The sequence below is a fragment of the Streptomyces sp. NPDC051315 genome, assembly GCF_044455165.1.
GTDB lineage: Bacteria > Actinomycetota > Actinomycetes > Streptomycetales > Streptomycetaceae > Streptomyces.
This window is the reverse complement of sequence record NZ_JBITEN010000003.1, coordinates 299,302-317,336: the sequence shown is the minus strand read 5'-3', so window position 1 is coordinate 317,336 and position 18,035 is coordinate 299,302. Positions and strand designations below refer to the sequence as shown.

Sequence of the window (18,035 nt, the reverse complement as noted above, 5' to 3'; positions counted from 1 at the left end):
TGAAACCCGCACTCCCTGCCTGCGTGCAAATTCCGTGTACCGGCCGTACGCCCGCTGTAACGCTTCCGCGACGCTTCTTTCGCGTACGGTCACGGAACGGGCACCGAGCTTGACGTGTCAGTGGCCTGGGGCAGACTTGGCCGGGAATAACACTTTCGATCAACGGCGAGCCACGGCAAGCGACAGGCGCCTGAGGCCTTACGGGGGACGCAGAAGATGAGCCAGGACGGCGCACAGGGCCGGTTCGCGGGGCGGGCACTCGCCGGTGGCCGTTATCAGCTGCGCGACCTGCTCGGCGAGGGCGGCATGGCCTCGGTCCACCTCGCCTACGACTCCGTGCTCGACCGCCAGGTCGCCATCAAGACGCTCCACACCGAACTCGGCCGCGAGCAGGCCTTCCGCGAGCGCTTCCGTCGCGAGGCCCAGGCCGTGGCGAAGCTCACGCACACCAACATCGTCTCCGTCTTCGACACCGGCGAGGACGACGTGGACGGGATGACGACGCCGTACATCGTCATGGAGTACATCGAGGGCCGCCCGCTCGGCTCCGTGCTCGACGAGGACGTGCGTCAGCAGGGCGCGATGCCCGCCGACAAAGCGCTGAAGATCACCGCGGACGTGCTCGCGGCACTGGAGATCAGCCACGAGATGGGGCTGGTCCACCGCGACATCAAGCCCGGCAACGTGATGATGACCAAGCGCGGCGTCGTCAAGGTGATGGACTTCGGCATCGCGCGTGCGATGCAGTCCGGTGTCACCTCGATGACCCAGACCGGCATGGTCGTCGGCACCCCGCAGTACCTTTCGCCCGAGCAGGCGCTCGGCCGTGGCGTGGACGCCCGCTCCGACCTGTACTCGGTCGGCATCATGCTGTTCCAACTGGTCACCGGGCGGCTGCCGTTCGACGCGGACTCGCCGCTGGCCATCGCCTACGCGCACGTGCAGGAGGAGCCGGTGGCTCCGTCCTCCATCAACCGCGCGCTGCCGCCGGCCGTGGACGCGCTCATCGCCCGCGCGCTGAAGAAGAACCCGAACGAGCGCTTCCCCACCGCCGTCGCCATGCGGGACGAGTGCCTGCGCGTCGCGGCCTCCTTCCAGCCCGCCCCGCCGAGCATCGTCCCCGGCGCCCAGACGTCGAGCGGCGCGGGCGTCGGCTCCGCGGTCTTCCCGCCGGTCGGCCAGGGCGGCCAGGGCCCCACGGGCAACGTGCAGACGCCGTACCAGCCGCACACCCCGGCCCCGAACAACCCGTACGGCACCCCGGCGCCCTCGACGCCCGCCCCGTCGTACGGCTATCCGCAGCAGGGCGGCTACCGAACGCCCGCTCCGGCCTACGGCCACCAGCAGGCCCCGCACACCCCGCCCGCGTACAACATCGGCCCGCAGGCCTCCACCACCGTCTCCTCGGGCGGCGGACGCAAGGGCAACAAGCCGGTGATCATCGGGTCGACGATCGTCGCGGTCGTGGCCGTCGGCTCCCTGATCGGCGCGCTCATCGTGAACAGCGGCAGCGAGGACGACAAGGGCTCCGGCGGCTCCAGCGCCTCGGCGACGGCGACGGCCACCAAGGCGGCGGGCTACCGCGGCCCGGACACGACCAAGACGATCGACCCCACCGAGTGCTCCGAACCACAGGAGTCGTACAACGACCCCGCCAAGATCCGGGTGCCCGACTTCAAGTTCAAGTACATCAAGTCGGTCAAGGAGTGCTTCCAGGCCGCCGGCTGGACGATGAAGATCAAGGACTACAACGAGAACACCTACGGCGAGGGCGCGGTCATGGACCAGTTCCCGTCCGCCGGGACGGACGTCGACCCGAAGGACATGCCCGAGATCGAGCTGAGCGTGTCGACGGGCAACCCGGCGTCCTGACACCGAGCGGAGTCGAGAACGCTCCAGCACGCACGAGGACGTGGCAGGGCCCGGCACTCGGGGTGCCGGGCCCTGCCACGTCCATGAGGTCCGCCGGATCCGCCGCCGGGCCGCGTCCGCCGAAGTCGGCTACCGGGTCCTACAGGTACGGTCCGCCCGTACGGCCGCCCGCGCGCGGGTCGTCGGCGCCCTCATGGCCGCCCACACCCGGCGGCAGGGCGCGCCGCATCTGCTCCAGCTGAGCGCGCGCGGCCATCTGCTGGGCGAACAGGGTGGTCTGGATGCCGTGGAAAAGCCCCTCCAGCCACCCGACCAACTGAGCCTGGGCGATCCGCAGTTCGGCGTCGCTGGGGGTCGCGTCCTCGTTGAACGGCAGGGAGAGCCGCTCCAACTCCTCGACGAGCTCCGGCGCCAGGCCGTCCTCCAGCTCCTTCACCGAGCTCGCGTGGATCTCCTTGAGCCGGGCCCGGCTCGCCTCGTCCAGCGGAGCCGCGCGCACCTCCTCCAGCAACTGCTTGATCATGCTGCCGATCCGCATGACCTTCGCGGGCTGCTCGACCTGTTCCGTCACCGGGGTCTCACGGGAGTCCTCGTCTGCGTCGATGCCGCCGAGTGCCATGCCATCCTGGCCTACGACCAGGATTTTCTGGGCGTTCTCCGGCGACCTTTCGTTCCTCGGCATCTCCATGCCGCCATTCTCTCGCACCCCTACACCTCATCACCGTGGTGCCCCCCGCGGAGGGTGATCCACCGTTTCCGTTTGGCGTAGTCCGAAATGCGGTGAAAATCCCTGTGCGTGAGGCTTGTGGATACTTCTTTTCTGTCAGCTGAACACCGGGAGGGGGTCACTGGCGTGACTCCATGGCAGCGGGGGTTGTGCGGGCTGGGGGTGGGCCTGGTGGCGGCGGCCGGGCCGCAGTACGGGTACGTCGCGTCCTCCGCGGCCGTACCGGTGCCGCCGGCCTTCACCACGTCCCAGGCCGCTGCGTCCTACGACAGCGTCTCCTACGCCGCCGTATCGACGCCCTCCTCTTCGGCCTTGCCCTCTTCGCTCTCGTCTTCTTCGGCCTCGTCTTCTTCGGCCGCGCCCTCTTCGCCCTCGCCTTCCTCGGCCTCGCCTTCCTCGCCCTCGCCCTCTTCGCCCTCGCTCTCTTCGCCCTCGTCTTCTTCGGCCTCGTCTTCTTCGGCCTCGTCTTCTTCGGCCTTCCCCTCTCCGTCCGCGTCCGCGTCTCCCGCCGGACCCGAGCGGGCCGGGAGCCGGGCCGGAGAGGGGCGGGCCCGTCCGGGGCGGAGCGTGGAGGCGGTCGGTGACGAGGAGGAGGACGGCGAGACGGAGGAGCCCCCGCCGGAGGGCGAGGATCCCGCCGAGGAGTCCCCGACCGGGTCGCCGCCTCCCCACGAGGCCGGGTTCATGCCCTCCGCCTCACCGCAGGCGGTCACCGCCGAGGAGCAGCCCGTCGGGCGCGTGCTGCGCATCCTGCCCCTCGGCAGCGGCCTGATCCTCATCGGCCTCGGCCTCGGCCTCGCCTTCCTCGGCCTGCGCCTGCGACGCGGATAGGGCCGCCGTCAGGGGGTGACCAGCAGGACCTTTCCGATGTGTCCGCTCTCCTCGACCACCCGGTGGCCGGCGGCCGCGTGGCTCATCGGGATCTCGCGGTCCACGACGGGCCGGACCCGGCCGGCGGCGATCAGGGGCCAGACGTGCTCGCGTACGGCCGCGACGATCGCCGCCTTCTCACCGAGGGGGCGGGCCCGCAGCGAGGTCGCGCTGATCGCGGCCCGCTTGCGCAGCAGCGCGCCGATGTTCAGCTCCCCCTTCACACCGCCCTGCATACCGATGATCGCGAGACGGCCGTTGACCGCGAGGCTCTGGACGTTCCGCTCCAGGTACTTCGCCCCCATGTTGTCGAGGATGACGTCCGCCCCGGCGCCGTCCGTGGCCTGTTCGATCTCGGCGACGAAGTCCTGCTCGCGGTAGTTGATCAGGACGTCCGCGCCCAGCTCGGCACACCGCCGCAGCTTCTCCTCGGTGCCCGCGGTGACGGCGACCCTGGCCCCGAGGGCCTTGGCCAGCTGGATCGCCATCGTGCCGATACCGCTGGAGCCGCCGTGCACGAGCAGCGTCTCACCGGGCCGCAGGTGGGCGACCATGAAGACGTTCGACCAGACCGTGCAGGTCACCTCGGGGAGCGCGGCGGCCCGCTTCAGATCGATGCCCTCGGGCACGGGCAGCAGCTGCCCCGCCGGAACGGCGACCTTCTCCGCGTATCCACCGCCCCCGAGCAGCGCGCACACCTCGTCACCGACGGACCAGCCGGAGACGCCGGGGCCGAGCGCGGCGACGCGCCCCGAGCACTCCAGACCCGGATAGGGCGAGGCCCCCGGGGGCGGGTCGTAGAAGCCCTGCCGCTGCAGTATGTCGGCGCGGTTGACGGCACCGGCCACCACGTCGACCAGGACCTCGCCCTCGCCGGGTACGGGATCGGGGACCTCGTCCCACACCAACGCCTCGGGACCACCGGGTTCGGGAATCGTGATCGCATACATGAAGGGGACGCTACCCCTGCACCTCGACCGGGATCCGCCTTCCCCCGCCGGGACCCGTCCTTCCCCCGCCGGGACCCGCGCCTCTCCAGTGCCGGAGTGCCGGGGCCCACCCTTCCCCAGCCGGGACCCGCGCCTTCGCCCGTGGGGATCCGCGCGTCTCCCCACCCGGCGCCCGTGGGGATCCGCCCGTCCCCCCGACCCGCCACTTCCACGTCCCCCGGCCCACGGACCCTTCGTGCCCCGCTCCCGGCGCCTCCGTCCCCGGTCGGAGTCGCGTCGGCCGTTGGGCCGATCCTTCGGAAAATCGCTGTGCGCCACCGATGAGTTTGCGCGACGGTGAAGGTCTCCCCATGCGTAACCCATGCGCGGAAGGACACCCACCATGAGCCAGCACACCGCCGGCCTGGCCATCGAGACAGCGGGCCTGGTGAAGACGTTCGGCGAGACCAGGGCCGTGGACGGCGTGAACCTCGCCGTACCCGCCGGCACGGTCTACGGCGTCCTCGGCCCGAACGGCGCCGGGAAGACCACCACCGTCAAGATGCTCGCCACCCTCCTCAGGCCCGACGGCGGTGAGGCGCACGTCTTCGGTCACGACGTCGTCCGGGAGGCCGACGAGGTGCGCGGCCTGGTCAGCCTGACCGGCCAGTACGCCTCGGTGGACGAGGACCTCACCGGCACCGAGAACCTCGTGCTGCTGGGCCGGCTCCTGGGGCACGGCAAGAAGGCCGCCCGGGAGCGCTCGGCGCAGTTGCTGGAGGCGTTCGGGCTCACGGACGCGGCCGGAAAGCAGGTCAAGCACTACTCGGGCGGCATGCGACGCCGCATCGACATCGCCGCGTCCATCCTCAGCACGCCCGAGCTGCTCTTCCTCGACGAGCCGACGACCGGTCTCGACCCACGCAGCCGCAACCACGTGTGGGACATCGTGCGGGCGGTGGTCGCGCAGGGCACCACCGTGCTGCTGACCACGCAGTACCTGGACGAGGCCGACCAGCTGGCGTCCCGGATCGCCGTCATCGACCACGGCAAGGTGATCGCCGAGGGCACGAAGGGCGAACTGAAGGCGTCCGTGGGCGCCGGGTCCGTCCATCTGCGGCTGCGCGACGCCGACCAGCGGTCCGAGGCGGCGGAGGTGCTGCGGCGGGTGCTGGACGCGACCGTACAGCCCGATCCGGACCCGGTGGCCCTGACGGCCCGGCTGGCCGCCGCGGCGGGCGACACGGCCGCCGAGCAGGCGGCACGGGCCCTCGCCGAGCTCGCCCGGGCCGGCGTCACCGTCGACAACTTCTCGCTGGGCCAGCCCAGCCTGGACGAGGTGTTCCTCGCCCTGACCGGACACGACACCCACGACACGGCCGACGACGCGACGGCCGGCCCGAAGGACGAGGTGGCGGCATGAGCACCGCGACGACCAACGACACCCAGGAACTCGCCCCGGTCCGCGTCGACTCCCTCGCCGCGCTGCTCGTCGCCAAGGAGCGGCCGCCGCGCCCGAGCGCCTGGTCCGCCTCGCTGACCTTCGGCTGGCGGGCGATCCTCAAGATCAAGCACGTGCCGGAGCAGCTCTTCGACGTCACCGCGTTCCCGATCATGATGGTGCTGATGTACACCTACCTCTTCGGCGGCGCCCTGGCCGGGTCGCCGAAGGAGTACATCCAGTTCCTGCTCCCGGGCATCCTCGTGATGTCGGTCGTGATGATCACGATGTACACGGGTGTCTCGGTGAACACGGACATCGAGAAGGGGGTGTTCGACCGCTTCCGCTCGCTGCCGATCTGGCGGCCGTCGACGATGGTCGGCTACCTCCTCGGCGACGCCCTGCGCTACACCATCGCCTCCGTCGTGATGCTCACCGTCGGCATGATCCTCGGCTACCGCCCGGACGGCGGGGTCGGCGGCGTCGTCTCCGGGATCGCCCTGCTGATCGTCTTCTCGTTCGCGTTCTCGTGGATCTGGACGATGTTCGGACTGATGCTGCGCACCGAGAAGTCGGTGATGGGCGTCAGCATGATGGTGATCTTCCCGCTGACCTTCCTGTCCAACGTGTTCGTCGACCCGAAGACCATGCCCGGCTGGCTCCAGGCGTTCGTCAACAACAGCCCGGTCACGCATCTGTCGTCCGCGGTGCGCGGCCTGATGGCGGGCGACTGGCCGACCGCCGAGATCGCCTGGTCGCTGGGGTGGGCAGCCCTGTTCGTGCTGGTCTTCGGGCCGATCACGATGCGGCTGTACAACCGCAAGTAAGTCAGAAGCGGGGTGCCGCCGGTGGTTCCGGCGGCACCCGCACGATCGTGACCAGCCGGTCCGTCAGCTCCAGGACACCGACGGCCGGATCGTCGTAGGCGAGGATCCGGTGGCCGCGCACGACGCTCACCACCAGGTCGTCCGTCTCGCGCGGGGTGCGCCCCGCCTCGGCCTTGGTGACCGGGCGTTCGACGAGGTCCATGCCACTGCCCTGGTGCATGAGGTCCTCCATGACCCGGCCGGCCGCGGGGCTGAGCACGGACAGGCCGAGGAGCCGTCCGGCCGCTCCGGCGCTCGTGATGACCTCGTCCGCACCGGACTGCTTCAGCAGCGGCGCGTTCTCCTCCTCCCGCACCGCGGCCACGATCTTCGCGCGGGGGTTGAGCTGGCGGGCGGTCAGGGCGACGAGGACGGCGGTGTCGTCGCGTTCGGTCGCGATGATGATCTTCCCGGCCCGCTGCACCTCCGCCTGCCGCAGCACATCGCTGCGCGTCGCGTCGCCGACCACGCCCTCATACCCCTCGGCCGTCGCCGCCTCGACCATCTTCGCGCCGGGGTCGATCACGACGACCTGTTCCTTCCGCAGCCCCGCGGCACAGGCGGTCCGGATCGCGGCCCGCCCTTTCGTGCCGAAGCCGACGACGACGGTGTGGTCGCGCAAGGAAAACCTCCGGAATGCTGGGCAAAACTGGGTGCGGACGGGTGTTGCATGTGACGGGTACGACCCCGCCGGGAACCATGGTGCCCACCGATCGGATCACCACCACAGGGGGCACGCGATGCGAGACCACGAACGAAAGCCTGCCGGGACGGGACAGCTCTCCCTCCTCAAATCGCTGTGGTACCGCTCGCGGGCCGAGGCACACGAGGACGCCGAGGCCGGCCGCTCCATCACGATGCCCCTGCAGAGCGCCCTCCCTCCGCTCCAGCAGGTGCTCCGTCGCCTCGCCCTGGCGTTGCTCGTGCTGGCCCTCACCACACTGATCGTCTACCTCGATCAGGACGGATACAAGGACAGCTCCGACGGCTCCGTCGACTTCCTCGACGCGGCCTACTACGCCACCGTCACCCTCTCCACCACCGGCTACGGCGACGTCACGCCCGTCAGCGACGCGGCCCGCCTCGTCAACATCCTCCTCATCACCCCGCTGCGCGTGCTGTTCCTGATCATCCTGGTCGGCACGACCCTCGAAGTGCTCACCGAGCGCACCCGCCAGCAGGTCCGCGTCCACCGCTGGCGCACCCGCACCCGCAACCACGTCGTGGTCGTCGGATACGGCACCAAGGGCCGCCACGCGGTGGAGACGCTGGTCGGGCAGGGCATTGCCAAGGAGCAGATCGTCGTGGTGGACGCCCAGCGCAGGGCCGCGCTGACGGCCGGCGACGACGGGCTGGTGGCGGTCACCGGGGATGCCACCCGCTCCGAGACGCTTCTGCGGGCCGAGATCCACAATGCCGCCCGGGTGATCGTCGCCCCGCAACGCGACGACACCGCGACGCTGGTGACCCTCACCGCCCGCCAGATGAACCGGCGCGCCACCATCGTCGTCGCCGCCCGGGAGGACGAGAACGTGCCGCTGCTCAAGCAGAGCGGCGCGGACACCGTGATCACCAGCTCCAGCTCCGCCGGCCGGCTGCTCGGGGTCTCCATGGTCAGCCCGACCGTGGCCCGGACCCTGGAGGACCTGATGACCCTGGGCAGCGGCCTGGACCTCGTCGAACGCCCCGTCACCAGCCAGGAGATGGGCCAGTCGCCCCGCGCCTGCGCGGACCTGGTGGTGGCCGTCGTCCGCGGCAAGGACCTCCTGGACTTCGCCGACCCCCGGCTCACGCACCTCAAGATCGGAGACCGTGTGATCGCGGTCAGCCGGGCAACCGTCGCCGAGCAGGCGTGACCAGGGGATCCAAGAGACCGATCCTCGGCTGTTTCACGTGAAACAGGACGGGGTGGTCTATCCGTGTGTTTCACGTGAAACACGTCAGGGTGGCACTTGCCTCGCCCTTCCGGTGTTTCACGTGAAACAGACCGCGATCCCCGCCGCAGCCCACGGCAGATCGAGCAGTTCCGCCTCCTGACCGGCCCGCAGCCCACCGGGCGGTACGACGGCGAGGGCGTCGGCCGCCGCGATGCCCCGCAGCATCGCCGGGCCGTTGTAGTGCAGCGGCACGGCATGGTCGCCCCGCAGGACGACCGGGATCAGCCGGGTGTCGTACGGATGCCCGTGCGCCGCGTCCCGCAGCGGCAGCGTGTACGACTCCGGAGCCGGGCGGGCCGCAAGGGTACGCAGCAGGGGCTCGGCCAGCGTGAGCAGGCCGGAGACGGCCGCGAGGGGGTTGCCGGGCAGACCGACCAGATGCAGGTCGTCCTTGAGCCGCGCCAGCAGCATCGGGTGGCCGGGACGCACCTGGACGCCGTCGACCAGCAACTCGGCGCCGATACGCCGCAGGGTGGGGTGGACGTGGTCGACGGGTCCCGCGGCCGTGCCGCCGGTGGTGACGATCAGATCGGCCGCCGACGTCGTCAGAGCCTGGTGGAGGGCCTCCGCGTCGTCGCCCAGCCTCCGCAGGACGACCACCTCGGCGCCCAGTGCCCTCAGCCACGGCGGCAGCATCGGGCCGAGCGCGTCCCGGATGAGGCCGTCGTGCGGGCGGCCCTCGGTGAGCAGTTCGTCGCCCAGGACGAGCAGCTCCACCCGGGGCCGGGGGACGACCGCCAGCGTGTCGTACCCGGCGGCCGCGGCGAGTCCCAGCACGGCCGGGGTCACCACCGCGCCCGTGGGCAGCAACTGGTCGCCGCTGCGGCACTCCTGGCCGCGCGGACGAATGTCCTGGCCGTGCTGGACCTCGCGGGTGGGGTGCAGGCGCCCCTTCTCGTCGGTGCGCCCGTGCTCGCTGCGCAGCACCGCCGTGGTGTCCGCGGGGATCCGGGCGCCGGTGGCGATGCGGGCGGCCTGCCCGTCGGTGAGGGCCGCGGACTCGGCGTGCCCGGCCAGGACGCCCTCTTCCCGTACGTCCCAGGGGCCGGGGCCGGCGACCGCCCAGCCGTCCATCGCGGAACTGTCGAAGGAGGGCAGGTCGGTGAGGGCGGTGAGGGGGGCGGCCAGGACGAGGCCGAGGGCGTCGCCGAGGGTCACGGAGACGGGGGTGCGACGGGCGGCGAGTGAACGGGCCGCACGTCCGGCGATCGTCCGGGCATCGGTCCAGGGGATGGCCCGGTGGTGGGAGTCCCGGGCACGGGACGAGCGGGGGCCGTGGCCTTCACCCCGTCCTCCTCCGTGGCCCTGGCCGGGTCCCCCGCCGTGGTGTTCATCCCGCCCTCCGCCAGGGCCTTCCCCGTGCCTCCCGCCGTGGTTCTCGGCGTGCGCGGCCGTCGGCGCGGGGACGGATCCGCGGTCACCGGCCGGGCGGGGGGAGCTGTTGTCGTCCTTCACGAGGGCGAGCGCCTCCTCGACGTGGAGGTCCTCGGCGTCCTGGCCGTGCCGGACGCCAGGGGCGGTCATCCGGCGTCCGGACGGTTGTCGGGCGTGGCGTCGGGGGCCACGTCGGGCCGGCCGGCGCCGGCCGGGTCGTCGGCCCCGTCCTCGTCGGCCCAGCGCACGGCCAGGGCCGCGGCCTTGCGGGCGGCCTCGGCGACGGCTTGCGGGCCGCCCTGGGCCTGCGCGGCCGCGTAGCCGACCAGGAAGGTGGTCAGCGGTGCGGCGGGCCGGGCCACTCCGTGGGCGGCGTCGCGGGCGAGGTCGAGGAGGAGGCCGGTGTCGACGTCGAGATCGATACCCAGCTCGTCCTTGACTGCGGAAATCCATTCATCCAACACGTGGCCATGCTCCCTGATACGTGCCCTGGCGGTGGCGATGTCGTCCCAGGTGTCGCAGTCGAAGGAGGCGACGGGATCCGGGACGCGGGTGAGGTCGAGCGCGGTGGTCAGCCGGCGCAGGGGGAGGCCGGTGAGGCCGCCCTTTTCCTCGCCGAGCGCCGTCAGTTCGCGGCGCAGGGCGGCCGTCCGGTACGCGGCGACGAGCGGCTGGTCACGGCCGTCGGCATCGGTCAGCATCGCCCCCTCGGCGCCGCTGTCGTCCAGGGCGGCCAGCAGCCGCCGGACGGTGCCCGCCGCGAGGAAGGGCAGGTCGGCGGAGAGGACGACGGCGCGGTCGGCGGTGGTGTGGCCCAGTCCGGCGCCGAGGGCGGCGAGGGGGCCCGCGCCGGGAGGGTCCTCCCGGGCCCACCGCACGGGCCGGACGGTGGGGCGCGGGTCGGCGACGACGACGGTCGTCCGCGCGCCGGCACAGGCGGCCAGCACCCGGTCGAGCAGCGCGCGCCCGCCCACCCGAAGGCCCGGTTTGTCGGCGCCGCCGAGGCGGCGGGCGGCGCCGCCGGCGAGCACGACGGCGTCGTACGCGCGGGCGGCCCGGCCCGACGCGCGGTGGGAGGCCGGGCCTGGGTCACGGCCGCCGGGGGGCTCGTTCGAGGTCACCCCCCGAGTATGCGCGGCGCGCCGATCACAGGGAACGCGGGAGGAGCCGCGCCGTCACAGTGTGCGCAGCAGCACCGCCGGCTGTTCCACACAGTCCGCCACGTAGCGCAGGAAACCGCCCGCCGTGCCGCCGTCGCACACCCGGTGGTCGAAGGTGAGCGACAGCTGCACGACCTGCCGCACCGCGAGCTCGCCCTCGTGGACCCAGGGCTTGGGGACGATACGGCCGACGCCGAGCATGGCCGCCTCGGGGTGGTTGATGATCGGTGTGGAGCCGTCGACGCCGAAGACGCCGTAGTTGTTCAACGTGAAGGTGCCGCCGGTCAGGTCGGCCGGGGTGAGGGTGCCGGTCCGGGCCGCCTCGGTGAGGCGGGCGAACTCCGCGGTGAGGCCCTCGGCGTCCCGGGCGTGCGCGTCGCGGACGACGGGCACCACGAGCCCTCGCTCGGTCTGCGCGGCAAAGCCGAGGTGGACGTGGTCGAGCTGGACGACCTCCCTCGCCTCCTGGTCGACCGTGGAGTTGAGCTCCGGGAAGCGGGCCAGGGCCGCGGTGCAGATGCGGGCCAGCAGGGCGAGCAGGGAGATCTTCGGTCCGCCGGCCGCGTTCATCGCCGTCCGGGCGCGCATCAGCTCCGTCGCGTCGGCGTCCACCCAGCAGGTCGCGTCGGGGATCTCGCGGCGGCTGCGGGAGAGCTTGTCGGCGACGGCACCGCGGACGCCCTTGAGGGGGACGCGGGTGCCGGCGGAGACGGCGGCGGGGGCGGGCGTCGCGGCGGGTGCGGGGGTGCGGGCGGGTGCCGACGCCACGGCCGGCCGGGACCCGGCGGGCACGGTGGGGCGGCCCTGCGCGGCGGAGGCCCGCAGCGCGTACTCCACGTCGGCTCGCAGGATCAACCCGTCGGGCCCGGAACCGGTCAGCTCCCTCAGGTCGAGGCCGTTCTCGCGGGCGAGCCGGCGGACGAGGGGGGAGATGACGGGCACGGGCCCGTCGGCCACCTCGGTGGTGGCCTGCCCGTTCGCCGCCGCCCGAACCGTGGGTGCGGCGGGAGCCGGACGGTCCGGCCGCACCCGGCGTCGCCGCGCGGGCGTCTCCGAGGTGCCGTAGCCCACCAGGACGTTGCCCGAGCCGCCGCCCTCGGTCTCTCCCGTGGCGGCGGGCGCGCCGACCGCGACCGTCAGCAGCGGGGCGCCCACGGGCAGTTCGGTGCCCTCCTCGCCGAAGCGGGCGGTGACCACGCCGCCGTAGGGGCAGGGCACCTCGACCATCGCCTTTGCCGTCTCGACCTCGACGACCGGCTGGTCGACGGTGACGACATCACCGACCTGGACCAGCCAGCGCACGATCTCCGCCTCGGTGAGCCCCTCCCCGAGGTCGGGCAGCTTGAACTCCAGCACCTGTGCCATCAGCTCTCGGCCTCCCACTGCAGACGCGCCACGGCGTCCAGGATGCGGTCGACGCCGGGCAGATGGTGGCGCTCCAGCATCGGCGGCGGATAGGGGATGTCGAACCCGGCCACCCGGAGCACCGGTGCCTCCAGGTGGTGGAAGCAGCGCTCCGTGACACGGGCCGCGATTTCCCCGCCCGGACCTCCGAAGGAGCCCGATTCGTGGACGACGACCGCGCGTCCGGTCCGCCGTACCGAGGAGCAGACCGTCTCGTCGTCGAAGGGCACCAGGGAGCGCAGGTCGACGACTTCGAGGTCCCACCCCTCGGCCCGAGCCGCCTCGGCGGCTTCGAGGCAGACCGGCACCGACGGCCCGTACGTGATGAGTGTGGCGCTCCGGCCCGAGCGCCGCACCACCGCGCGGCCGATGGGTTCAACGGTCCGCGGGTCCTCCGGGTTCCAGGCGTCCTTGGACCAGTACAGGCGCTTGGGTTCGAGGAAGACGACCGGGTCGTCGGAGGCGATGGCGGCGCGCAGCAGGCCGTAGGCGTCGGCGACGGTGGCGGGCGTGACGACATGGAGCCCCGGAGTCGCCATGTAGTACGCCTCGGAGGAGTCGCTGTGGTGCTCGACGCCGCCGATGCCGCCGCCGTAGGGGACGCGGACGGTGATCGGCAGGGGCATCCGGCCGCGGGTGCGGTTGCGCATCCGGGCGACATGGCTGATGAGCTGCTCGAACGCCGGATAGGCGAAGGCGTCGAACTGCATCTCCACGACCGGCCGCAGCCCGTACATGGCCATGCCGACGGCAGTGCCGAGGATGCCCGCCTCGGCCAGCGGGGTGTCCGTGCAGCGGTCCTCGCCGAACTCCTTGGCGAGTCCGTCGGTGACCCGGAAGACGCCGCCGAGGGGGCCGACGTCCTCGCCCAGGACGTGCACGGACGGGTCGGCGGCCATCGCGTCGCGCAGCGCGCGCGTGAGGGCCTGTGCCATGGTGGCGGGCTTGACGGCGACGGTGGTCATCAGTGGGCCCCTTCCTGCTCCGCGTCCAGCTCGGCCCGCAGCAGGGCGCGCTGCTCGCGCAGCTGGGGGGTGGGCTCGGCATACACGTGGGCGAACAGGTCCATGGGGTCGAGCGTCGCGTCCTGGTTCATCCGGGCCCGCAGGTCGGCGGCCATGGTCTCGGCGTCGTCCCGCGCGGCCTGCTTCGTCTCCTCGTCCAGCAGCCCGCGCGCGGTCAGCTCGCGTTCCAGCAGCAGGATCGGGTCGTGCTCGCGCCAGGTCTCGACCTCGGCGTCACCGCGGTAGCGGGTCGCGTCGTCGGCGTTGGTGTGGGCCTCGATGCGGTAGGTGACCGCCTCCACGAGCGTCGGGCCGCCACCCGCGCGCGCGTGCCGTACGGCGTCGCTCAGCACCTCGTACACGGCGGCCGCGTCGTTGCCGTCGACCAGCCGGCCCGGCATGCCGTACCCGACGGCCTTGTGGGCCAGGGAGGGGGCGGCGGTCTGCTTGGCGAGCGGGACGGAGATCGCGAAGCCGTTGTTCTGGACGAGGAAGACGACCGGTGCCTGCCAGACGGCGGCGAAGTTCAGCGCCTCGTGGAAGTCGCCCTCGCTGGTGCCGCCGTCGCCGACCATGGCGAGCGCGACCACGTCGTCGCCCTTGAGGCGGGCGGCGTGGGCGAGTCCGACGGCGTGCGGGAGCTGGGTGGCGAGCGGCGTGCACAGGGGCGCCACCCGGTGCTCGTAGGGGTCGTAGCCGGTGTGCCAGTCACCGCGCAGCAGGGTCAGGGCCTCTACGGGGTCCACACCGCGGGCGACGACCGCGAGGGTGTCGCGGTAGCTGGGGAAGAGCCAGTCCCGCTCCTGGAGCACGAGCGCGGCGGCGACCTCGCAGGCTTCCTGGCCGGTGCTGGAGGGGTAGACGGCGAGGCGTCCCTGCTTGGTGAGGGCGGTGGCCTGCGCGTTGTAGCGGCGGCCGCGTACCAGCTGGGCGTAGAGCCGGCGCAGCAGTTCCGGGTCGGCCTGCGCGGCCGCCTCGGTGCCGAGGACGCGGTGGGGCTCGGCGTCGGGCAGCAGCGGCGCGGGGTCGGTGCGGGGCTGCCAGGCGGGCGGCGGCGTAGGCCGATACGCGCCCCGCTGCTCCATGACCGTCATGACGGCACCTCCTCGTGGGAGTGGCTACAGGAGGCGTGTCGGCTGTGACCCGCCTCACCTACCGATTGTTCGGTCGTCGGCACATTTTGGCTACAGGCACCCTCAGGCTGTGGACAAACGGTTCTGCACAGCATGGGATACACGCAGGACGTCCACGGCGGAGAGGTGGGGGGACATGGCATCTGAACAAATGGCCGACAGCCCTGACGGCGGCACCCCGCTGCCACCACCCCGCCCGCTCGACGCCATCGACCAGGACATCCTGCGGATGCTCCAGTCGGACGGCCGCGCCTCGATACGGTCGGTCGCCGAGCGGGTCCACGTCTCGCGCGCCAACGCCTACGCGCGCATCAACCGGCTCGTCGAGGACGGCGTCATCCGTGGCTTCGGCGCCCGCGTCGACCACGAACGCGCGGGTCACGGCACGTCCGCCTACATCACGCTGAAGATCGTCCAGAACTCCTGGCGCACGGTCCGCGAGCAGCTCAGACAGCTTCCCGGCGCCTCCCACATCGCCCTGGTCGGCGGCGACTTCGACGTGCTGCTGCTGGTGCACACCCCGGACAACAGGGCGCTGCGCGAGCTGGTGCTGACCCGGCTCCAGGCGATCCCCGAGGTGCTCAGCACCCGCACGCTGCTGGTGTTCGAGGAGGAGGACCTCGAACCGCAGGGGTGAACGGGCGCCTCGAACGGACTCACGCCGTCAGCCGGAGGCCGTCGCCGCGCCCAGCAGGATCGCGAACGTCAGCGGCAGCAGCGCACAGCCGAGCCCGGTTCCGGCCGCTGCCGTCCTCAGCCCGCGCACCGACCGGCGGTGCGGCAGCACCCAGGCGAGCGCGAGCAGGCCGGACGCCCAGTACAGGATGCCGCCGAAGGCACCGGGGCCGTCCTGGGAGGCGAACCAGCGGTACTCCCAGACGAGGACGGGAAGGCCGAACAGGGTGGCCAGGGCAGGCGCCCTCCACCACGTCCGGTGGGCGGCGGAGCGGGACGGCACGGCGTTCTTCGACATGCCCGCCAGCCCATCACCGCCGGGCCTCCGGGACATCGGAGGACGTACTCATCCCCGCCACGCGCGCGTACTCACGCGGACCGCGACGGCGGTCGGTTCGGGCCGCAGGCCGGGCTGGAAGCCAGGCTGGAGACGCCCTCAGCCGGCCCGGCGCAGCCCCTCGAACACCAGCCGGGCGACGGCGTCACCCACCTCGCGCTCGCCCATGCCCCGCCCGTCCGGCCGGTACCACTCGACGATCGAGTTGATCATCCCGAAGACCAGCCGGGTCGCCAGCCGCACCTCCACGTCACCGCGCACGCTTCCGTCGGCGGCGGCCGCCTTGAGCAGGGCGGCGACCCGGTGGTCGAACTCGCGGCGCCGTTCCAGGGCCCACCGCTCGGTGTCGGTGTTGCCGCGCACCCGCAGCAGCAGCGTCACATAGGGCAGCTCGGCTATGAGCACCTCGACCATGCGCCGGACGACGTACTCCAGGCGGTCGGCGGGACCCCCCACGCGCGCGTGCTCCTCGTCGAGGATCCCGAAGAGGCCGTCCAGCGCCCGGCTGACCGCCCGGCGCAACAGTTCCTCCTTGCCGGAGACGTGGTGGTATATCGACGACTTGGAGATACCGGCCGCCCTGGAGAGGTGCTCCATGGAGGTGCCGTCGTAGCCGCGCTCGTTGAAGACCTGCACGGCGACCGACAGCAGGGTCTCCGGGGTGTACGTGTCGCGCTTGGCGGTGGTCACGAGGAGCCCTCCCGCTTCTCGGTGGCGTAGGAGTGCTTGTAGAGCGCGAGGGACGGCGCGTAGCGGCCGGAGGGGTCGCGCTGGTGCAGGTCCTCCAGGAGGAAGCAGGCCCAGGTGTTGCCCAGCCTGCGGCTCCACTCGAAGGGGCCGAGGGGGTAGTTCACCCCGAGGCGCATCGCGGTGTCGATGTCCTCCTCCGTGGCCACGCCCTTGGCCACGGCGTCGTGCGCCAGATCGACGATCCGCGCGACCGTGCGGGCGACGATCATGCCGGGGACGTCGCCGATGACGCTGACGTCCTTGCCGAGCGCCTGGAACAGGCCGATGGCCTCGGACAGGACCTGCGCGGAGGTGTCCTGGGAGGCGGACAGGGCGATACGGGTGGCCTTGCGGTAGTCCAGGGCGAGATCGAAGTAGACGACGTCCTCGAACTCCACGGAGGTCCGGCCGTCGGCGAGTTCCAGCCGGCCGCCGCCGGGCAGCGCCAGGTGGCTGCCCTGCTCCTCGTCCACCTCACGGACCTCGATGCCCGCCTCCCGGATCATCGCGAGCAGCTCCGCGGCGGGGCCCAGGTCCCCTTCGACGCCGACGTACGCGGGCGGTCGGTGCTTCTCCGCGGTGTGCGGCTCGGCGCGCTCTGCGCCCTCGCGGTAGTCGTACCAGCCCTGTCCGGTCTTGCGGCCGAGGCGGCCGGACTCGACCAGGCGGCGCTGGGCGAGCGAGGGGGTGAAGCGCACGTCCTGGAAGAAGGACTGCCAGACGGAGTGGGTGACGGACTCGTTGACGTCCTGCCCGATCAGGTCGGTCAGTTCGAACGCGCCCATCCGGAACCCGCCGGACTCCCGCAGGACGGCGTCGATGGTGGCCGGGTCGGCGCCCTGGGCCTCGTAGACGGCGAAGGCCTCGGCGTAGAAGGGCCGCGCGATGCGGTTGACGATGAAGCCGGGGGTGTCGGCGCAGGCGACCGGGGTCTTGCCCCAGGCCCGGGCGGTCTCGTACGCGCGTGTGGCCGAGGTGACGTCGGTGGCGAAGCCGGAGACGACCTCGACCAACGGCAGCAGCGGCGCGGGGTTGAAGAAGTGCAGGCCCACGAAGCGGCCCGGGTTGCGCAGGGCGCCGCCGATGGCCGTGACCGAAAGGGACGAGGTGTTGGTGGCGAGCAGACAGTCCTCGCCGACGACGTCCTCCAGCGCCCGGAACAGCTCCTGCTTGACGTCCAGCCGCTCCAGGACGGCCTCCACGACCAGGGCGCAGTCCGCGAGGCCGGCGAGCTCCTCCACGGGCGTGAGACGGGCGCGGGCGGCGTCCCGCTCGACGGCGGTGAGCCGGTCCTTCTCGACGAGTCGGTCGAGGCGCGAGCCGATCGCGACGGCCGCTTCCCGGGCCCGGCCGGCGACGGCGTCGTACAGCCGCACGGGGTGGCCCGCGACCAGCGCGACCTGGGCGATGCCCTGGCCCATGGTGCCGGTGCCGACGACGGCCACGGGGCTGCTGAGGTCGAGTGCTGTCATGTGCGCGATCCTCCCGCACGGGCTTGTCCACAGATGCGGCGGACCCCCTTGTCCCGACCGATCGTTCGGTTACTCTAACTCTGACTGGCTGTTCCTGTCCTTGTT

The 18,035-nt window shown here is 72.3% G+C and carries 17 protein-coding genes and 1 pseudogene; 7 read left to right on the top strand and 11 right to left on the bottom strand.

All coding sequences use genetic code 11. From position 1 onward, the window contains the following. Window positions 1–216 precede the first annotated feature (216 nt). Window positions 217–1,872 carry a protein kinase gene (locus tag ACIBBD_RS07805; RefSeq protein ID WP_399418402.1) on the top strand — a complete coding sequence of 552 codons (1,656 nt, stop codon included), beginning with the start codon at window positions 217–219 and terminating at the stop codon, window positions 1,870–1,872. A gap of 139 nt (window positions 1,873–2,011) precedes the next feature. Here ACIBBD_RS07805 and ACIBBD_RS07800 read toward each other — a convergent pair whose 3' ends face one another. Beyond that, the gene (locus tag ACIBBD_RS07800) at window positions 2,012–2,560 is read right to left on the bottom strand and encodes a bacterial proteasome activator family protein (RefSeq protein ID WP_399418401.1); all 549 of its coding nucleotides are present in this window, start codon (window positions 2,558–2,560) and stop codon (window positions 2,012–2,014) included. A 173-nt stretch (window positions 2,561–2,733) separates the two neighbouring features. On the opposite strand from ACIBBD_RS07800, the gene ACIBBD_RS07795 reads away from it, so the two are divergent. Together ACIBBD_RS07795 and ACIBBD_RS07790 are read left to right on the top strand one after the other, a co-directional pair. Further along, window positions 2,734–3,183 carry a hypothetical protein gene (locus ACIBBD_RS07795; protein WP_399418400.1) on the top strand — a complete coding sequence of 150 codons (450 nt, stop codon included), beginning with the start codon at window positions 2,734–2,736 and terminating at the stop codon, window positions 3,181–3,183. Further along, on the top strand, window positions 3,167–3,430 hold the full coding sequence (locus ACIBBD_RS07790) for a hypothetical protein (protein WP_399418399.1): 264 nt from the start codon (window positions 3,167–3,169) through the stop codon (window positions 3,428–3,430). Before ACIBBD_RS07795 ends, ACIBBD_RS07790 begins: the two co-directional genes overlap by 17 nt. Window positions 3,431–3,438: 8 nt before the next feature. Here ACIBBD_RS07790 and ACIBBD_RS07785 read toward each other — a convergent pair whose 3' ends face one another. After that, on the bottom strand, window positions 3,439–4,419 hold the full coding sequence (locus tag ACIBBD_RS07785; protein ID WP_399418398.1) for an NAD(P)H-quinone oxidoreductase: 981 nt from the start codon (window positions 4,417–4,419) through the stop codon (window positions 3,439–3,441). A 382-nt stretch (window positions 4,420–4,801) separates the two neighbouring features. Here ACIBBD_RS07785 and ACIBBD_RS07780 point away from each other — a divergent pair, with 382 nt between their 5' ends. Continuing rightward, complete coding sequence (locus ACIBBD_RS07780) at window positions 4,802–5,821, top strand: ATP-binding cassette domain-containing protein (protein WP_399418397.1); 1,020 nt, start codon at window positions 4,802–4,804, stop codon at window positions 5,819–5,821. Then, window positions 5,818–6,666 (top strand): ABC transporter permease, encoded by an 849-nt coding sequence (locus ACIBBD_RS07775; RefSeq protein ID WP_399418396.1) that lies wholly within the window; start codon window positions 5,818–5,820, stop codon window positions 6,664–6,666. The genes ACIBBD_RS07780 and ACIBBD_RS07775 overlap by 4 nt, the downstream gene beginning before the upstream one ends. Before the next feature lies 1 nt (window position 6,667). On the opposite strand, the pseudogene ACIBBD_RS07770 reads toward ACIBBD_RS07775, so the two are convergent. Then, window positions 6,668–7,336 (bottom strand): annotated as a pseudogene (locus ACIBBD_RS07770) (potassium channel family protein); the annotation flags it as partial. Between the two features lie 109 nt (window positions 7,337–7,445). On the opposite strand from ACIBBD_RS07770, the gene ACIBBD_RS07765 reads away from it, so the two are divergent. Further along, the gene (locus ACIBBD_RS07765; protein WP_399418395.1) at window positions 7,446–8,561 is read left to right on the top strand and encodes a potassium channel family protein; all 1,116 of its coding nucleotides are present in this window, start codon (window positions 7,446–7,448) and stop codon (window positions 8,559–8,561) included. Window positions 8,562–8,678: 117 nt separating this feature from the next. Here ACIBBD_RS07765 and ACIBBD_RS07760 read toward each other — a convergent pair whose 3' ends face one another. Genes ACIBBD_RS07760 through pdhA form a run of 5 tightly spaced genes read right to left on the bottom strand, consistent with a single transcriptional unit; the run spans window position 8,679 to window position 14,678 of the window. Next, a complete protein-coding gene (locus tag ACIBBD_RS07760) occupies window positions 8,679–10,166 on the bottom strand; it encodes a molybdopterin molybdotransferase MoeA (RefSeq protein ID WP_399418394.1) in 1,488 nt (495 codons plus the stop codon). After that, entirely contained in the window at window positions 10,163–11,137 is a 975-nt protein-coding gene (locus ACIBBD_RS07755; RefSeq protein WP_399418393.1) for an NTP transferase domain-containing protein, read from the bottom strand. The genes ACIBBD_RS07760 and ACIBBD_RS07755 overlap by 4 nt, the downstream gene beginning before the upstream one ends. 54 nt (window positions 11,138–11,191) lie before the next feature. Then, window positions 11,192–12,541 carry a dihydrolipoamide acetyltransferase family protein gene (locus ACIBBD_RS07750; protein ID WP_399418392.1) on the bottom strand — a complete coding sequence of 450 codons (1,350 nt, stop codon included), beginning with the start codon at window positions 12,539–12,541 and terminating at the stop codon, window positions 11,192–11,194. Then, window positions 12,541–13,545 (bottom strand): alpha-ketoacid dehydrogenase subunit beta, encoded by a 1,005-nt coding sequence (locus ACIBBD_RS07745; protein WP_399418391.1) that lies wholly within the window; start codon window positions 13,543–13,545, stop codon window positions 12,541–12,543. Before ACIBBD_RS07745 ends, ACIBBD_RS07750 begins: the two co-directional genes overlap by 1 nt. Continuing rightward, the gene (pdhA, locus tag ACIBBD_RS07740; RefSeq protein ID WP_399418390.1) at window positions 13,545–14,678 is read right to left on the bottom strand and encodes a pyruvate dehydrogenase (acetyl-transferring) E1 component subunit alpha; all 1,134 of its coding nucleotides are present in this window, start codon (window positions 14,676–14,678) and stop codon (window positions 13,545–13,547) included. The genes ACIBBD_RS07745 and pdhA overlap by 1 nt, the downstream gene beginning before the upstream one ends. A 190-nt stretch (window positions 14,679–14,868) precedes the next feature. Between pdhA and ACIBBD_RS07735 the strand changes: the two genes are divergently transcribed. Further along, window positions 14,869–15,354: an Lrp/AsnC family transcriptional regulator gene (locus ACIBBD_RS07735; protein WP_399418671.1), complete on the top strand. Its 486-nt coding sequence runs from the start codon at window positions 14,869–14,871 to the stop codon at window positions 15,352–15,354. Between the two features lie 27 nt (window positions 15,355–15,381). Here the strand turns inward: ACIBBD_RS07735 and ACIBBD_RS07730 are convergent, their stop codons facing one another. From ACIBBD_RS07730 to ACIBBD_RS07720, 3 genes are all read right to left on the bottom strand, one after another. After that, window positions 15,382–15,690 carry a hypothetical protein gene (locus tag ACIBBD_RS07730; RefSeq protein WP_399418389.1) on the bottom strand — a complete coding sequence of 103 codons (309 nt, stop codon included), beginning with the start codon at window positions 15,688–15,690 and terminating at the stop codon, window positions 15,382–15,384. A 138-nt stretch (window positions 15,691–15,828) separates the two neighbouring features. After that, window positions 15,829–16,419, bottom strand: coding sequence for a TetR/AcrR family transcriptional regulator (locus ACIBBD_RS07725; RefSeq protein WP_399418388.1), 591 nt, complete (start codon window positions 16,417–16,419; stop codon window positions 15,829–15,831). After that, window positions 16,416–17,930: a 3-hydroxyacyl-CoA dehydrogenase gene (locus ACIBBD_RS07720; RefSeq protein ID WP_399418387.1), complete on the bottom strand. Its 1,515-nt coding sequence runs from the start codon at window positions 17,928–17,930 to the stop codon at window positions 16,416–16,418. The genes ACIBBD_RS07725 and ACIBBD_RS07720 overlap by 4 nt, the downstream gene beginning before the upstream one ends. Window positions 17,931–18,035 lie beyond the last annotated feature (105 nt).

Coding starts and splice junctions, on each gene's coding strand:
- ACIBBD_RS07805 (WP_399418402.1), top strand. CDS start 217: ATGAGCCAGGACGGCGCACAGGGCCGGTTCGCGGGGCGGGCACTCGCC.
- ACIBBD_RS07800 (WP_399418401.1), bottom strand. CDS start 2,560: ATGGAGATGCCGAGGAACGAAAGGTCGCCGGAGAACGCCCAGAAAATC.
- ACIBBD_RS07795 (WP_399418400.1), top strand. CDS start 2,734: ATGGCAGCGGGGGTTGTGCGGGCTGGGGGTGGGCCTGGTGGCGGCGGC.
- ACIBBD_RS07785 (WP_399418398.1), bottom strand. CDS start 4,419: ATGTATGCGATCACGATTCCCGAACCCGGTGGTCCCGAGGCGTTGGTG.
- ACIBBD_RS07780 (WP_399418397.1), top strand. CDS start 4,802: ATGAGCCAGCACACCGCCGGCCTGGCCATCGAGACAGCGGGCCTGGTG.
- ACIBBD_RS07775 (WP_399418396.1), top strand. CDS start 5,818: ATGAGCACCGCGACGACCAACGACACCCAGGAACTCGCCCCGGTCCGC.
- ACIBBD_RS07765 (WP_399418395.1), top strand. CDS start 7,446: ATGCGAGACCACGAACGAAAGCCTGCCGGGACGGGACAGCTCTCCCTC.
- ACIBBD_RS07760 (WP_399418394.1), bottom strand. CDS start 10,166: ATGACCGCCCCTGGCGTCCGGCACGGCCAGGACGCCGAGGACCTCCAC.
- ACIBBD_RS07750 (WP_399418392.1), bottom strand. CDS start 12,541: ATGGCACAGGTGCTGGAGTTCAAGCTGCCCGACCTCGGGGAGGGGCTC.
- ACIBBD_RS07745 (WP_399418391.1), bottom strand. CDS start 13,545: ATGACCACCGTCGCCGTCAAGCCCGCCACCATGGCACAGGCCCTCACG.
- pdhA (WP_399418390.1), bottom strand. CDS start 14,678: ATGACGGTCATGGAGCAGCGGGGCGCGTATCGGCCTACGCCGCCGCCC.
- ACIBBD_RS07735 (WP_399418671.1), top strand. CDS start 14,869: ATGGCCGACAGCCCTGACGGCGGCACCCCGCTGCCACCACCCCGCCCG.
- ACIBBD_RS07730 (WP_399418389.1), bottom strand. CDS start 15,690: ATGTCGAAGAACGCCGTGCCGTCCCGCTCCGCCGCCCACCGGACGTGG.
- ACIBBD_RS07720 (WP_399418387.1), bottom strand. CDS start 17,930: ATGACAGCACTCGACCTCAGCAGCCCCGTGGCCGTCGTCGGCACCGGC.